This window comes from Bacillus sp. A260, from assembly GCF_009861435.1.
In the GTDB taxonomy this organism is placed as follows: domain Bacteria; phylum Bacillota; class Bacilli; order Bacillales; family Bacillaceae_G; genus Bacillus_A; species Bacillus_A cereus.
Window position 1 is genome coordinate 998,627 of sequence record NZ_CP046398.1, and the last position, 15,938, is coordinate 1,014,564.

The following is a 15,938-nucleotide window of genomic DNA, read 5'->3' on the forward strand; positions in this document are numbered from 1 at the left end:
CTTCTTTTCTTTGTGATTAAAATTTTCTTTTAAGGACTACATAAATCCTTTTGACCAAATATGTAATTCTTTGTAAAATATTATATATGGAAAGATTATGAATATACAGGAAATCTATGGGTAGTAGATTTTAATAAATTACTCGGGGGAAATTTATTAATTAAGTATATTAACTTTTTTACATTAAATTTTACAACTAAAGGGGTAGTAGTAATCATGAAGGCAAAGAAATTAGTAAGTTTAGCATTACCAGTTATGTTATTGAGCGGTTGTATTACAATTGAAACGGATGGTAAGAAAGCTAATGAACCAAAGAAAGAAGAAACACAACAGGTAGAGAAAGAAAATAAGGCTTCTGAAAAAGAGAGTAAGTCAACTGATAGCAAGAAAGAGGATAGCTTATCTGTAGCGAAAGGTGAAGGTACAAACAGTAGTTCATCAAGTAGTCAACCAAGTTCTTCTTCAAATAATTCAACTTCTTCACCTGGTAAGGTAACTGGTTCAGATGTTGAAAGGTACAAGGCAGATATCATAAATAGTGCTACTCAAATTGAAGATACAATGAAATTAATTGAAGGAATAGCAGATTCAGACGTAAAATCATACAAACAAAAGAAAAGTGAAGTACAACTAAGTTTAGGTGGAGCAAAGGCAACAACGAAGAAACTGAAGAATTTACAAGCGCCCCCTGAGTTACAGGGAGAACAGGCGAAGATAAAGCAATCGATGGAACTGTATGCGGATTGTTTTCAACTTCTCTTTGATGCATTGGACCAAGAAGACGAAAGTAAAATGCATCAATCAGTAAGTAAAGCACAAGAAGGTTCGAAACTGTTTGAAGAGGCAGCGAAGAGTATCGGTAGTAAAACTAACTAAAAATAAAGTATTTAAAGGGGTATTTGTAAGTGCAGTTGGTGCAAGTGAAGAGTTAGGAATTAGTTATGGAAACACATTACAAATTTATCAAATGGACGATAATGTTCGTATTCGATATGTAAAACAATAAATAATTGGTGAAAAACTCTGTAATAAATTTTACAGGGTTTTTTGTTAGTTCTAGTTTATTTTTTTGTCTTCCTAAGCGCTAAGCATACTAGTATAAGTTGAGAAATGAACAAAACGATAATGATAGGCAGATGATGTAACTCCATAGTAACTGTAACCATCTAAAGCCCAATTCATACACTATGATGGAGGATTTTTACTTCATAACCGGATGAAAAAGGAGTGTAATCATGAAGAAACGTACTGTTAATGAAGCAGGAAGGAATGTGCCACAACCAATCCGCAGCGACGGAGCAGGTGCGATTGATTCTGGACCTCGTAATGTTATGCGGGATATTCAAAATCCGAATATGCTTGTTCCGCCTATAACGGATGCAGGGTTAGTTCCTAACTTGAAGTTTTCATTCTCGGACACTTCTATGATTTTGAAACAAGGCGGGTGGTCTCGGGAGATTACTGCTCGGGAACTACCGGTTTCGACGACGATTGCCGGAGTAAATATGAGTTTAACGGCAGGTGGAGTACGAGAACTACATTGGCATAAAGAAGCAGAATGGGCGTATATGCTTTTAGGACGGGCACGCATAACGGCTGTAGATCAAAATGGACGGAATTTTATTGCTGATGTTGGACCAGGTGATCTTTGGTATTTTCCTCCTGGTATTCCGCATTCCATTCAAGGGTTGGAACATTGTGAGTTTTTGCTCGTTTTCGATGATGGGCATTTTTCTGATTTATCTACTTTAGCTATTTCTGATTGGTTTGCGCATACGCCGAAAGAAGTGCTATCGGCTAACTTCGGAGTGCCGGAAAGTGCTTTTCATTCCATTCCTTCAGAGCAAGTGTATATTTATCAGGGAGAGGTACCAGGTTCGCTTGAGAGTCAGGAAGTTCAGTCGCCGAAAGGAGAAGTTCCTTTAACGTTCAAGTACGAACTTTTAAAACAAAAACCGATTAAGACTCCTGGTGGGAGCGTTCGAATTGTCGACTCTACGAATTTTCCTATTTCAAAAACAATCGCAGCGGCGCTCGTTGAAGTGGAGCCTGGTGGAATGAGAGAGCTTCATTGGCACCCGAATAATGATGAGTGGCAATATTATCTTACAGGGGAAGCGAGAATGACTGTGTTTCTTGGAAATGGTACCGCTCGTACATTTGATTATAGAGCTGGCGATGTCGGATATGTACCGTTTGCGACGGGGCATTATATTCAAAATACAGGTACCGAAACATTATGGTTTTTAGAGATGTTCAGAAGCAATCGTTTTGAAGATGTATCGTTAAATCAATGGATGGCACTGACTCCTAAAGAAATAGTGGAGAGTAATATACATGTTGGCCCGCAAGTAATGGATTCTCTGCGTAAGGAGAAGTGGCCTGTTGTGAAATATCCGGGGTTTTCATATAGTCCGAAAAATGATGAGTAAAAATGAAAATTTGCGTTATTCTTTCTGGAGACTGATAAGAAGGGATGGCGTATTTTTTATGCCTAATCTAGTCTTTATCCCGCTATTTGCCGGGCAGTAAGACCTACCTCAAAATTCAGCGGAATCAAAGAAGTTAGGTGGGGCGCGGGCTGTCCGTAAAAGCCCGATTAGTGAGGGCTGATTAAAGTTTCACTTTATTAGTATCCGTCCCTTGTATTATTGTTCGGGAAATTATTATTGGAGCATAGTATAGGGAAGATACATATAAAAGAGCGCCATTATAAGCTGTAACGTATAAGTTGTGCAGGAAATGCAACAATAACTCGCTTTACTCTTCATCATTTATTTGAACATAATGGGCATAGAGAGGTGATAAACACAGTATGATTTTTAGTGAGCGTTTAAAAGAAGAAAGGGAAAAAAGAAATTGGTCGCAAAATGATTTGGCTGAAAAACTTCATGTGAGCAGGCAATCTGTTTCGAAATGGGAGACGGGAAAGAACTATCCGAGCATTGAAATTATTATTCATTTAAGTGATCTGTTCGGTATTACAATTGATGAACTGCTAAGGAGTGATGAAGAATTGACGCAGAAAATAATTGAAGATAGTAAGCAATTGGCGTATCCAAAATGGAAGGTGTTTTTTGATAGTCTATTTATGATAGGAGTATTTTTGTTTATTGCAAAAATCGTTGTATGGATGCTAAATAAGTTTGCTGGAGCAAGTATTACAATTGTAGCAGATGCGCCATATGTAATGAATCTTTTGCCCCTTGTATTCATGATTATAGGTGGTATAGGTTCCGATAAGTTGAAGAAAATATATAAATAGAGGAAAGATTTGAAAGAAATCCCCAACACTGGCTGTTCTTTTCACTTAAATTGTGTACTATAAAGGATAGGATGACATAAAGAAGGGGACATTTAGAATGGAATTTCATGAACAGAAGATTTTGCCGGCAGTGAGGCAAATTAAAGATTTGGAAAAGCTATTACATAGTTCGTATGAATATATTGTTATTTTAGATATTCATGTCGGCCAATTGAAGAGTGTTATATCGCTTGCGAAGCAATATTGTAAAAAGGTGTTTTTACATGTGGATTTAATTCATGGTTTGCAGAGTGACGGGCATGCGACGGAATATTTATGTCAGGAGTTTAGACCGTACGGGTTACTTTCAACAAAGGCGAGCGTTATTATGAAGGCGAAGCAAAAAGGTGTTGTGGCAATACAACGCATCTTTTTAATCGATTCGAGTGCGATGGAGAAGAGCTGCAATCTTTTAGATAAGACGAAACCGGATTATATTGAGGTACTTCCTGGAGCATTAACGGACGTTATCGCTGAAGTGAAAGAGCGTACTGGTGTACCGATTTTAGCAGGTGGTTTTATTCGTACTGTAGAAGATGTGGAAAGAGCATTAAACGCTGGTGCGACAGCAATTACGACATCAAAACGTGAACTATGGAAACATTACCAAAAAAAGTGACGAAAATGTGAATTTTTTCGTTGACACCGCTTTCATTTACGGTTAACATTATAGACAAGTTAATAAACGTGACGGAGAAAAGTAGAGATCCACATTTCATTGTTTCTATATAAATTTATATAGAAGCGTGCAAGCTGTGGGTCTTTTTCTTTTGACAAAAACGAATGGCCATTCATTTTACCTCTATCACATTTGAAAGCGTTTAAATTGATTGTGGAGGGATACTATGTCAGCATTTTTAGGAGAGTTAATAGGGACTGCGTTGTTAATCGTACTTGGTGGCGGCGTTTGTGCTGGTGTAAGTTTAAAGAAATCGTTTGCGAAAGATTCAGGTTGGATTGTTATTACAATGGGCTGGGGCTTAGCAGTAGCGGTTGCAGCGTATGCGGTTGGATCAATTAGTGGGGCACATTTGAATCCAGCTTTAACGATAGGATTAGCATTTAAGGGAGCGTTCCCATGGAGCGACGTACCAGGTTATATCGTAGCACAAATGATTGGGGCAATTATCGGGGCAGTTATCGTATATTTACATTACTTACCACACTGGAAAGAAACAGAAGATCCAGGAACAAAGTTAGGTGTATTTGCAACAGGTCCAGCAATTCCGAACACATTTGCAAACCTTTTAAGTGAAATGATTGGAACATTCGTTTTAGTATTTGGTATATTAGCAATTGGTGCAAATAAATTTGCAGATGGATTAAATCCATTTATCGTAGGTTTCTTAATTGTAAGTATTGGTTTATCATTAGGTGGGACAACAGGATACGCAATTAACCCAGCGCGTGATTTAGGTCCGCGTATCGCACACTTCTTCCTTCCGATTGCAGGAAAAGGCGGTTCAAACTGGAAGTATGCATGGATTCCAGTAGTTGGTCCAATTTTAGGTGGATCACTTGCAGGTTTATTCCATCAAGTTGTATTTGAAGGAAAACAAAATTCAGCACTTATTTATGTGATTATCGCAACTGTGATTGTACTAGCAATCTCTTATATGACAAGTAAAAAAAGCGGAAGCAATACAAATAGTAGAAAAGTAGCATAAGGGGGAAACCGATATGAAAAAATATATTCTTTCATTAGACCAAGGAACAACAAGCTCACGCGCAATTCTTTTCAATAAAAAAGGTGAAATTGTTCATTCAGCTCAAAAAGAGTTTACACAACATTTTCCAAAGCCAGGCTGGGTAGAGCATAATGCACAAGAAATTTGGGGATCTATTTTAGCAGTTATCGCAACTTGCTTAAGCGAAGCGGATGTAAAACCAGAACAAATCGCTGGTATCGGTATTACGAACCAACGTGAAACAACGGTTGTATGGGATAAAACAACTAGTAAACCAATTTACAACGCAATCGTATGGCAATCTCGCCAAACAGCTGAAATTTGTGATGAGTTAAAAGAAAAAGGTTATAGCGAAATGGTTCGCGAAAAAACAGGTCTTTTAATTGATGCATACTTCTCTGGTACGAAAGTAAAATGGATTTTAGATAACGTTGAAGGTGCAAGAGAAAAAGCAGAAAACGGCGATCTATTATTCGGAACAATTGATTCGTGGCTTGTATGGAAACTATCTGGTGGTAAAGCACACGTAACAGATTACTCAAACGCATCACGTACGTTAATGTTTAACATTCACGACTTACAGTGGGATGATGAGCTTCTAGAAATGTTAACAGTACCAAAGAGCATGCTTCCAGAAGTGCGTCCATCATCTGAAATTTACGGAGAAACAATTGATTATCACTTCTTCGGCCAAAATGTACCGATTGCAGGTGTAGCTGGTGACCAACAAGCAGCATTATTTGGACAAGCTTGTTTCGGTGAAGGTATGGCGAAAAATACTTACGGAACTGGTTGCTTCATGTTAATGAACACAGGTGAAAAAGCAGTAGCTTCTGAGCACGGTCTATTAACAACAATTGCATGGGGAATAGATGGTAAAGTAAACTACGCATTAGAAGGAAGTATTTTCGTAGCGGGTTCTGCAATTCAATGGTTACGTGACGGAATGCGCATGTTTAAAGATGCAAGTGAGAGTGAAGTGTATGCGAGTCGCGTTGAATCAACTGACGGTGTATACGTTGTACCAGCATTCGTTGGACTAGGAACACCTTATTGGGATAGTGAAGTACGCGGCGCTATGTTTGGTGTAACGCGCGGTACGACGAAAGAGCATTTCATTCGTGCAACGCTAGAATCTTTAGCTTACCAAACGAAAGATGTATTATGCGCAATGGAAGCAGATTCAGGTATTGAGCTGAAAACATTACGCGTTGATGGCGGAGCGGTTAAAAATAACTTCTTAATGAAGTTCCAAAGTGATATTTTAGATGTTCCTGTAGAGCGTCCAGTAATCAACGAAACAACGGCTCTAGGTGCAGCATACTTAGCAGGTCTTGCGGTTGGATATTGGAAAAACCAAGATGAAATTAAAGAACAGTGGCATATGGACAAACGCTTTGAACCAACGATGGAAGCGAAAACAAGTGAAGAGCTATATGCTGGATGGAAAAAAGCAATTGAAGCAACAAAAGCTTTCAAATAATCATAAACAGTGTTATAATGGTGACAAGTTAATAATTCGGTAGGAGATTTGGAGAGACCACAACGCGCTATAGAGGCGAAATCTATAGCGGAGTTTGTGGTCTCTTTTTTCGTTATCAAAGGGAGGAATTACCATGAAATTTTCAAGTAAACAACGTAAAGACGTATTAAACGGAGTAAATAAACAAGAGTTAGATGTGATCGTAATTGGTGGAGGTATTACTGGTTCTGGTATTGCATTAGATGGAGCAACACGCGGGTTATCAACAATTGTGTTTGAAATGCAGGACTTTGCAGCAGGTACATCAAGTCGTTCAACGAAGCTTGTACACGGTGGTCTACGTTATTTAAAACAACTTGAAGTGAAAATGGTAGCAGAGGTGGGGAAAGAGCGTGCGATCGTATATGAGAACGGTCCCCATGTAACAACACCAGAGTGGATGTTACTTCCGTTCCATACAGGCGGTACGTTCGGATCATTTAGTACATCAATTGGTCTTCGTGTATACGACTTCTTAGCAGGTGTAAAACGAAGCGAGCGCAGAAAGATGTTTAACCGTGAAGAAACGCTAAACAAAGAGCCTCTTGTAAAAAAAGAAGGATTAAAAGGCGGCGGTTACTACGTAGAATATCGTACAGATGATGCGCGTCTTACAATTGAAGTAATGAAAGAAGCAATTGAGCACGGCGCAAAAGCTGTTAACTACGCAAAAGTAGATAGTTTCTTATATAAAGATGGAAAAGTATGTGGTGTACGTGTAATCGATTTACTAGACGGTGAAGTATATGAAGTTTACGGTAAGAAAATTGTAAACGCAGCTGGTCCTTGGGTAGATACACTTCGTGAAAAAGATAACTCGAAAAAAGGAAAAGTACTTCAGTTATCAAAAGGTGTTCACTTAGTAATTGATCAAAAACGTTTCCCATTAGGTCAAGCGATTTACTTCGATACACCAGATAAACGTATGGTGTTCGCGATTCCTCGCGGAGGAAAAACATACGTAGGTACAACAGATACGTTCTATGATAAAGACGCAGCTGTACCACAAATGACAACAGAAGATCGCACATATATCATTAATGCGATTAACTACATGTTCCCAAGCGTGAAAATTACAGAGAAAGACATCGAATCAAGCTGGGCTGGTGTACGTCCGTTAATTTACGAAGAAGGTAAGAGTGCATCTGAAATTTCTCGTAAAGACGAAATTTGGACTTCTGAATCTGGTTTAATTACAATCGCAGGTGGTAAATTAACTGGATACCGCAAAATGGCTGAAATGGTAGTAGACTACGTAACGAACTTACTACAAAAAGAAGGTCATAGCGCATATCCGAAGAGCGACACGAAACATATGCCAATCTCTGGTGGACATGTAGATGGTTCACACGGATTCCCAGCATTCGTTGCGAAAAAAGCTGGCGAAGGTACGAAATATGGTTTAACAACAGCACAAGCAGAAGAATTCGCGAAATTCTACGGCTCTAACGTTGACGTACTATTTGATTTAGCGAAAAAACATAAAGACGAAGCGAAAGAATACAACATGCCACTAGACGTTCTAATCCCGCTTGTATACGCAATGGATTACGAAATGACAGCAAAACCAGTTGACTTCTTCGTACGCCGTAGAGGCGCTGTATTCTTCAATATCCACTGGGTATACGAGTGGAAAGAAGCAGTAATCAACTACATGGCTGCGAAACTAGGCTGGAGCAAAGAAGAACAAATGAAATATACAGCTGAACTAGAAAAAGCATTAACAGACGCTGTAATTCCTGTAGATCAACAAGAACAGGCAGCTGCGTTAGCATAAAATAGAGAACCACCTGAAGGGGAGCCTTTAGGTGGTTTTTTTTGGGTTATTTTTCTAACTATGTTGTATAACGACATATGTTGTTATACTATGTATATAAGGTGGTGGTATTGTTGGACAAAGAAATCTTGAAGGGAAGTATAGATATTTTATTACTTTCTATCATTGCAAAACATGATACATACGGCTACGAAATAGCTCAAAGTTTAAAGGATGCAAGTGAAGATTTGTATAGTATGGGACAGGGAACTTTGTATCCTGCTTTAAAGCGATTAGAGAAAAAGGAGTTTCTTGAATCTTATTGGAATGAATCTGAGAATGGGATGAAAAGGAAATTCTATACTATTACAGATAAAGGGAAAAAAGAATTGCAGAAGAAAGTGAACTCTTGGGAGAGTGTAACAGCATTAATTCAAGCTTGTCAGAAAGGAGTTATTTATGAGTGAATTTGATGAGTATATTAAGTCTATTTTAGCCTATTCAGAACTTAGTGATATTGAACAGGATGAGTTATTTCTAGAAATGTATGATCACTTGAACAGCTTGAAAGAAGAATATATGGAACAAGGTATGAATGAAAAAGAAGCGATTTATAAAGCGATTCAAAGTTTTGGAGAATCAAAAGTTATTGGCGTAGAGATTAATAAATCGGTATACGAAGTTCCTAGGCCATTAAAGGTATTATCAAAAATTTTATGTATTCCTTATATAATCATTTGTTTTATTGTCTTTTTAGGAACGTTTATTTCAACTTCTACATTTGACTCTGTTCGCAGTTTGACAGGTGGTGGGACTGTCTATCATCCCATTGAATTTTGGCAGCAATTTTTACATATATCTGATTTAGAAACGTTATTACAACTTTTTGGAATAACACTTTGGCAAGTTAAAGATTTTATTGCACATCCAGGTCCTTGGGGAAACTCAACTTATTGGTTAAGCGTTTTACAACATATAATATTAGTAGTTCCATTCGGATTTTTCGTTCCAGTGCTCATTAATAAAGTGACTAACTATAAGAAAGCTCGTAAGTGGTATGTTATGACCTTTCTTGTTTGGGAGATATTACATTTACTAACTTTGTCTGATGTTTTTGATGTGTGGCGGATTGCTATAAATATGCTCGGTGCGTCGGTAGGATATCTTTTATTTATAAGCATAATGCAACTGGATAATAAATTTAGGGTTATGCGAAAGAAGATATTTGAAAATTAGCTCGCTATTCTGTAGTTTAAATTATACAAATTTAATTTGATGGTAATAGAGTATCGCTGAAAACATAGGTACTATGTAGTGAGAGGATTTTTTATATTCGTAATAGGTGTTGTTCCTTGTTTAATCCTACTGTTATGAAGCGGGTCCATAATCCGTCTTTATTGGTGCTATAAATGATGAGAGCGGCACAGCTGAACTAGAAAAAGTCTAGAACAACAAGAACAGGCGGCTGCTTTAGCGTAAAATAGAAAACCAACTGAAGGGGAGCCTTTAGGTGTTTTTTTCTCTTGACTAAAAATAAATAAAATGTGTTACAATGATGATAGAGTATTTAGTATGAATTTTGCATAAAATAAAGAAGACAGAAGCCTGAGAAACTTCTGCCTTTGTAACCTAACTTGCTATTGTGGTGGTAGTAGGTGCGGTTATAAGACAATTACATTAACGTTTTAGCCGAGAACCGCCTTTACCTTTTCCACGAAGCAGGGTGGTTCTCGCTTTTTTGTATACAGAAATTAGCCATGGACCGACGTATCTTCTACCGATGACAACGCCAGCTCCGGTTAGGATACCATACACTAATTTAATTACAAACATCGCGATCATATTATCACCTCCCCCTTTTTTCAAAATGGAAGAGATGATTACCACACCTACTAGTTATAGCTTATTAAGTTACGTATTCATTGTATTATGTTTTAAAATAGGGAACAAGATATATGGATGAAAATTCCTGTTTTTAAGCAGAACATTAGTGTCAGGGGACAAGAAGTAAATAAATATTCATAAAAAAACGGTATGGACATCGCAATCTGTATTTTTTACACTAGCACACTTAGTACGTTTTGTTTCAAAAACATAAATAGATAGTATGTAGAGGGTTATGATAAATAACCCTCTTTTCGTGTTTAAATAAGTGCACTCTCTTTAACAGAAATACATAATTCAGAACGAGAGATTGATTCAGTTAGTTGCTGTAAATAAGAGTATTCTTCCGCATCTTTTTCGGAAGTGTTAGGATCTAGTAAAGGTGAAGAAAGAAGTACATCAATCGTAAGTATGTCTGCATCATGAGAGACGATGTTATAACCTGCAAATACAGGTCGTTTTAAGTCTTTTACTTTTTGAATCATCTGATGGAATTTCGTAACACTTATATTGATTTGTGCGAATGGAAAGCATTTTTGGATAGGATTCTCGATGGTCTTTCTAATTTTATAATCGTATACATAGTAGTACTTTTTTTGCTGCTCAAGTGTTTGCAACTCTTTCGTTAATGAGTGGTATTTGTCTGTAAGTCCAGTTGTGAGTGCACGATGTTCTTCGCCAACTAATAATGTGAAAGGTCTTGGTGAGGAGATTGAAATGGTGCGGACGTTTAGGTCAGTAAAAGTGTGCTTAGATTGTAAAATGGTATGTAATTTTTCGGTAGGAAACTCACCGTCATAAATAGCAATAAAATAGTGGTTCATCTTTTCGCTCCTTAATTTTTTTCTAAACTGATATATTCTACTTTAAAGGTGTAAGTCCTGCATAAAAAAGAAAACACCTTGATTGTTACCAAGGTGTTGTAATAAGTTCAAAACTATCCGAATCAGCCCCAAGCACAAAAGGACTAACCTCGCCAACACAATAAAGGTGCAATTCATGCATTGCGCGCGTACAAGCAGTATAGAACAATCTACGAACGCTCTCATCACTGTACACATCTTTAGATGCATCGTAAATAATAACAGCATCAAATTCGATACCTTTCGCTAAGTAAGCAGGGATCACGACAATACCTTGCTCATACTCGGCTGAGTTACTTTTCACAAGTTTAATATTCTCGATATGATTAAGTGCTTCGTAGGCAGCGGCGCTTTCAGTTGCAGATTTACATATAATTGCGATCGTATTGTGCTGCTCTGTTTGTAGTGCAGCAACTTTAGCAGTAATATGTTCGTGTAGTTCGTTGTGATTAGCTACTTTCGTCACTGTAGGTTTCGCGCCGTCACGTTCAAAGGCGTGAATGTTCTTCCCTTCCGGTACGAGAGCACGTGTAAATTCAATAATCGGTTTTGTTGAGCGATAGCTACGAGTTAAGTTAATGCCGTTTGTTTCGTCTGGTCCGTATAAATTCGTAAGTGTATCGAAATTCACCGTTTCACTCGCATGGGCAAATATCGCTTGGTTAAAGTCTCCGAGTACCGTCATTCTTGCAGCAGGGAAGAGACGTTTTAAAAACTCGAACTGGAACGGAGAGTAATCTTGCGCTTCATCTACGAGTATGTGTTTAATCGATCTGTTCGTTTGGAAGCCTTCAATTAATTCTTTTAAAAGTAAAAATGGAGTCGCATCCTCGTAATATAGCTTTCCTTCATCAAGCATGTTTACTGTTAATGAGCAAATGTCATCCCACTCTTTCGGTTTTTCCCCAAGAACCCATGATGCATCTGTGAAGAGCTGTTTATATATGCCTGTGAAATTGATGAAACGCAATGTTTGAACGCCTTTACGAAGCGGCTTCATTTTTTTACGGACAATCATACGCCCAAGTACTCTTGTTTCTTTCTCAAAGTCTTGAAAGGAGTTGTCGTCAAACTCGCCTTTTTTCTGTAAATATTTATAAGCCTTTTGGTATTCATCTTTACTAAGTAATTCAATTTCCTCTTCTACCCAAGGTTTTTTCAGTTCTGCTTTTTCAAGTGCATCTATTTGCTTATTTAGCCAATCCGTTAACTTCTCAATTCGACTATGGAAGCGGAGGGAGGAGTCAGTATTATAAAATTGCTCTGTAATTTCTTTAGCTGAGGCAATCAGTTTTCCTCTAAATTTCATTCCTCTAAATAGCATGCCTGAAGATTCAAGAGATTGTCTGTACGCTCTAATCATCTCGAAAAATTGAGTGGATGCTTTAAATCGGATGCTCGCATTTCTCGTTTTATAGGTAGGGCTATTCGTTTCAGTTAACATATATTCCAATTGCTCATAAGGGTCTTCAACATCAAATGACTTACTCAGTCTATGATTTAAATATTCTTGGAATGTCACTTGCTGCATATTTTCTTCACCGAGTTCAGGTAGTACGTTAGAAACGTAGCTATTGAACATAGAGTTAGGGGAGAAGAGAATAATTTGATCCGCTTTTAGCCATTCGCGATATTTATATAGTAAGTAGGCGATTCGCTGCAGGGCAGCTGACGTTTTACCACTACCAGCAGCTCCTTGCACGATAAGGAGTCGGCCTTCATCGTGACGAATAATTTCATTTTGTTCACGCTGAATTGTAGCGACGATACTTTGCATATGTTTGTTCGTACCTTTTCCGAGCGCTTGTTGCAAGATTTCATCGCCAATTGTAAGGCTCGTATCGAACATAGAATCAATCTCGCCATTTTGAATAATGTATTGTAATTTTTTCTCCACATTACCGTGGATTACGCCTCCTGGTGTACTGTACTCAGCTGGTCCTGGTGGATAATCGTAGTATACACTCGAAATAGGTGCGCGCCAGTCATATATAAGAAAGTTTTCTCCGCTAGCATCCGTAAGTGTAGCAACACCGATATAAATTTGATCCGCAGCAGATTCTCCTTCTTCTTTGAAATCAATTCGTCCAAAATAAGGTGCTTTATGCATGCGTCTTAATGCGGCAAGTCGATTAAAGGTATGCTTATGGGTAATTTGTGTGACAGCTAGTGACTGAGCTTGTTGTCTTAAGTTGATAACTGTTTCAAGATAATCATCAAAAGTATCCGTGTTCACTTTCACATCATCCCAAAAGTGTTTACGAATATTGATTACTTCTGCCCGGCGTCTGCCAGTTTCGTTTTCCAGTTTATCAATTTGCTCCGTAATTGTCTCGATTACGGTATCCAATCTTTTTTGCTCTAAATCAAGTTTTTTGTTCATACGGTAAGCACTCCTTTAAAAGTGAAAAATAGAGGTTGACTGAAGATGTGTTTTGGTGTACAATTAAAATACGGATAAATACGTTCCTTTAGTTTTAGAAAACGTGTTTCTGTACTAATTTAACATAGTTTTTGAATTTAATCAATGATAATAAGATAAACCTTGGTTCTGCGTGGCGTGGATCAAGGTTTTTTTGTGTTTTTCTTTAAGGAAGAATTGCAATTTTATTGAGGAGAATGTAAGTAAAGCAAAGAAGAAAATCAGGAATAGGGGGATACTGATGCAAAAATATTTTGAGGAAGCGCATCGTTTTTGTTCTCGTAATAGAAAGCACTTAGAAAAGGATGTTATATGTGGTTGTTTCTATTGTTTAGAAATTTTTCATCCAAAAAAAATTACAGAGTGGTGGGATGATGATAACACAGCAGTTGTCCGCATTGCGGGATTGACTCTATTATAGGAGAAAGTTCTGGATTTAAAATTACAGAAATGTTTTTAAGTGAAATGCATAAAAGATGGTTTTAGTTAAACGAATGAAAAAATAAACTTTCGTTAACGAAGAGGATACATAAAAAAGCTCGGGCCTAAGCCCAAGCTTTTTACTTCATTATTTCTTTTCTTCTTTTTTATCGTCAGCTTTTTTCTCTTCGAAAAGATCTTTTAAATCTTTATCGTCAACTTTTACGTCAGCTTTTTTGATTTCTTTCATCATAAGATCATTCATGAATGCAGCATCTTGTGCTTTCTTCTGAACTAGATCTTTTTTGATGTCGCCTTTTACTTCATCAAATGGTTTTTGTTCTTTAATGTCTGTTACTTTAATGATGTGGTAACCGAATTGTGATTTCACAGGTTCGCTTACTTCATCTTTTTTCAGCTTGTAAGCAGCATCTTCGAATTCTTTAACCATTTTACCAGCAGTAAAGTAGCCAAGGTCTCCGCCTTTTTCTTTTGAACCAGTATCTTCAGAGTATTGTTTCGCTAACTCTTCGAAAGATTTACCTTGTCCAAGTTCTTCTTTTACCTTTTTCGCAGTAGCTTCATCTTTTACAAGAATGTGGCTTGCTTTAATTTCAGGCTTGTAGTTTTCTTTTAGTTCTTTATCAGTGATTGTTTTCTCGATAGCTTTTTCTTGAGCTAATTGAGCACGCACACCAGTTTTTATAGTTTCTTCTTTAATACCTTGTTGTTTTAATAGTGTATCGAATTGATCACCGTATTGTTTTTTCATTTCATCGAACTTTTTGTCTACATCTTTGTCTTCAACTTTGTAGTTTTTAATAAGTACTTTTTCCATAACCATGTTGTTTAGTACTTGTTTACCAGCTTGTGTCTTCATTTGATTGTAGAATTCTTCTTTTGTAATGTCACCAGCTTTAGATGTAACAATTTTGTCTGATGATGATGTTCCACATGCTGATAATGCGATTACACTTGTTGCGGCTAAGGCAAGCATAGCTTTCTTCATTCGATAAACACTCCTACTATTATGTATTTTTAATTTATCCTACACCAATGAATTTTGATTCATAAGAGCCCGATTAAGTCTCACTGATACTTTTGCTTTTTTATATTGGTAAAGCGCGCTTAACAGGGCTTACCGAGGCTGAGGATAAAGTTTTGATGAATGTTTTGTTCTATAGTATAAGCAATATGTACAAAATTTAATATATCATATTTCGAACCGTTTTCATATTGATAAAGAAAAATTAACCAGCACGTGTCAGATTTTGAAAGTGTGCCATATTGGGCGTATGCCGCATATACAGAATAGAGGAGGGGATGGGGATGAATTCTCAACTTATTTTATTACTTGTACTGTTTATTTTATTGGTTATTGTAGGTATAATTTGCTTATAGAGGAAAAAAGTGAGGAAGGGGCTTTCCTTCCTCACTTTCCATGAAATATAATTTCTATATAACTAGAAATTAATAAAATTGTTATACATACATTAATAACCCGAAAGACACCGGGCTGGCGGCTCGCAGCTATTTGTTTTCGTTCACACAGTGTATGTGTCATGAAATTCGTGTAAAATATAACAAGAAGTGCAAATGCGACAAAAACAACTGTTATAAGTGTCATGAGGCGAGACCTCCTTTTGGCTAAAATACATATACATATATTGTATCACACGATATTTTGTTCGTGTTACAAAATTCAGAAATAGAAGACTTTGTGTTAGAAAGTGAGGGAGAAAATGGACGTTGTTAGAAGATTAGAACAAGCTGAATACTATGTAGACCTACTATTTAAAATGATTGATGAAGAGAAGTGTCCATTTTATTCTTTGATCATAAAGAAAAAAGCTCGTAAAAAAGATATTGAACGTATACTAAATCTTTGTGAAAAACTGAACGAGCAATATGTAGTGGAGAAAGCAGAAGGGCTTCTTTTGTTCGATGCGCTGTTAGATCAATTTGAAAAAGCGCTTCCACATCAGCTCGAAGTACACGAAACTGCGGAAGCGCTAGCAAAACAAGGTTTATTTAAGCCGCTTATGAATGAATTCTTAAGCATGATTGCGAAAAAATAAA

The 15,938-nt window shown here is 37.1% G+C and carries 16 protein-coding genes and 1 pseudogene; 12 read left to right on the plus strand and 5 right to left on the minus strand.

Annotated features, from left to right (window positions below):
• Nucleotides 1-216: 216 nt before the first annotated feature.
• From GD442_RS05140 to GD442_RS05180, 10 genes are all read left to right on the plus strand, one after another.
• Nucleotides 217-876 (plus strand): DUF7018 domain-containing (lipo)protein, encoded by a 660-nt coding sequence (locus GD442_RS05140; RefSeq protein WP_000644846.1) that lies wholly within the window; start codon nt 217-219, stop codon nt 874-876.
• Nucleotides 836-1,006, plus strand: a complete 171-nt coding sequence (locus GD442_RS27625) for a hypothetical protein (RefSeq protein WP_002182520.1) — start codon at nt 836-838, stop codon at nt 1,004-1,006. Before GD442_RS05140 ends, GD442_RS27625 begins: the two co-directional genes overlap by 41 nt.
• Nucleotides 1,007-1,235: 229 nt before the next feature.
• On the plus strand, nt 1,236-2,432 hold the full coding sequence (locus tag GD442_RS05145; protein ID WP_000747525.1) for an oxalate decarboxylase family bicupin: 1,197 nt from the start codon (nt 1,236-1,238) through the stop codon (nt 2,430-2,432).
• 383 nt (nt 2,433-2,815) lie between these two features.
• Entirely contained in the window at nt 2,816-3,265 is a 450-nt protein-coding gene (locus tag GD442_RS05150) for a helix-turn-helix domain-containing protein (protein WP_000577652.1), read from the plus strand.
• A 97-nt stretch (nt 3,266-3,362) separates the two neighbouring features.
• Entirely contained in the window at nt 3,363-3,923 is a 561-nt protein-coding gene (glpP, locus tag GD442_RS05155; protein WP_000394285.1) for a glycerol uptake operon antiterminator GlpP, read from the plus strand.
• A gap of 226 nt (nt 3,924-4,149) precedes the next feature.
• Nucleotides 4,150-4,971 carry a glycerol uptake facilitator protein GlpF gene (gene glpF / locus GD442_RS05160; RefSeq protein ID WP_001272200.1) on the plus strand — a complete coding sequence of 274 codons (822 nt, stop codon included), beginning with the start codon at nt 4,150-4,152 and terminating at the stop codon, nt 4,969-4,971.
• 13 nt (nt 4,972-4,984) lie between these two features.
• On the plus strand, nt 4,985-6,475 hold the full coding sequence (gene glpK / locus GD442_RS05165; RefSeq protein WP_000760011.1) for a glycerol kinase GlpK: 1,491 nt from the start codon (nt 4,985-4,987) through the stop codon (nt 6,473-6,475).
• A gap of 133 nt (nt 6,476-6,608) precedes the next feature.
• On the plus strand, nt 6,609-8,291 hold the full coding sequence (gene glpD / locus GD442_RS05170) for an aerobic glycerol-3-phosphate dehydrogenase (protein WP_000672831.1): 1,683 nt from the start codon (nt 6,609-6,611) through the stop codon (nt 8,289-8,291).
• Between the two features lie 113 nt (nt 8,292-8,404).
• Nucleotides 8,405-8,737, plus strand: coding sequence for a PadR family transcriptional regulator (locus GD442_RS05175; protein WP_000356628.1), 333 nt, complete (start codon nt 8,405-8,407; stop codon nt 8,735-8,737).
• Complete coding sequence (locus tag GD442_RS05180; RefSeq protein WP_001288377.1) at nt 8,730-9,506, plus strand: VanZ family protein; 777 nt, start codon at nt 8,730-8,732, stop codon at nt 9,504-9,506. Before GD442_RS05175 ends, GD442_RS05180 begins: the two co-directional genes overlap by 8 nt.
• Nucleotides 9,507-9,947: 441 nt before the next feature.
• Here the strand turns inward: GD442_RS05180 and GD442_RS27630 are convergent, their stop codons facing one another.
• From GD442_RS27630 to helD, 3 genes are all read right to left on the minus strand, one after another.
• The gene (locus tag GD442_RS27630; RefSeq protein ID WP_000561154.1) at nt 9,948-10,112 is read right to left on the minus strand and encodes a hypothetical protein; all 165 of its coding nucleotides are present in this window, start codon (nt 10,110-10,112) and stop codon (nt 9,948-9,950) included.
• Between the two features lie 302 nt (nt 10,113-10,414).
• Entirely contained in the window at nt 10,415-10,978 is a 564-nt protein-coding gene (locus tag GD442_RS05185) for a hypothetical protein (protein ID WP_001017098.1), read from the minus strand.
• A gap of 85 nt (nt 10,979-11,063) precedes the next feature.
• Nucleotides 11,064-13,400, minus strand: coding sequence for an RNA polymerase recycling motor HelD (gene helD, locus GD442_RS05190; RefSeq protein WP_086408003.1), 2,337 nt, complete (start codon nt 13,398-13,400; stop codon nt 11,064-11,066).
• A 280-nt stretch (nt 13,401-13,680) separates the two neighbouring features.
• Here helD and GD442_RS05195 point away from each other — a divergent pair.
• Nucleotides 13,681-13,925: pseudogene (locus GD442_RS05195) on the plus strand (cytoplasmic protein).
• 82 nt (nt 13,926-14,007) lie between these two features.
• On the opposite strand, the gene prsA reads toward GD442_RS05195, so the two are convergent.
• Both prsA and GD442_RS05205 read right to left on the minus strand, forming a co-directional pair.
• Nucleotides 14,008-14,868: a peptidylprolyl isomerase PrsA gene (gene prsA / locus GD442_RS05200; protein WP_000710076.1), complete on the minus strand. Its 861-nt coding sequence runs from the start codon at nt 14,866-14,868 to the stop codon at nt 14,008-14,010.
• A 423-nt stretch (nt 14,869-15,291) separates the two neighbouring features.
• Nucleotides 15,292-15,486 carry a hypothetical protein gene (locus GD442_RS05205; RefSeq protein WP_000172690.1) on the minus strand — a complete coding sequence of 65 codons (195 nt, stop codon included), beginning with the start codon at nt 15,484-15,486 and terminating at the stop codon, nt 15,292-15,294.
• Between the two features lie 115 nt (nt 15,487-15,601).
• On the opposite strand from GD442_RS05205, the gene GD442_RS05210 reads away from it, so the two are divergent.
• Nucleotides 15,602-15,937: a DUF1878 family protein gene (locus GD442_RS05210; protein ID WP_000383655.1), complete on the plus strand. Its 336-nt coding sequence runs from the start codon at nt 15,602-15,604 to the stop codon at nt 15,935-15,937.
• Nucleotide 15,938 lies beyond the last annotated feature (1 nt).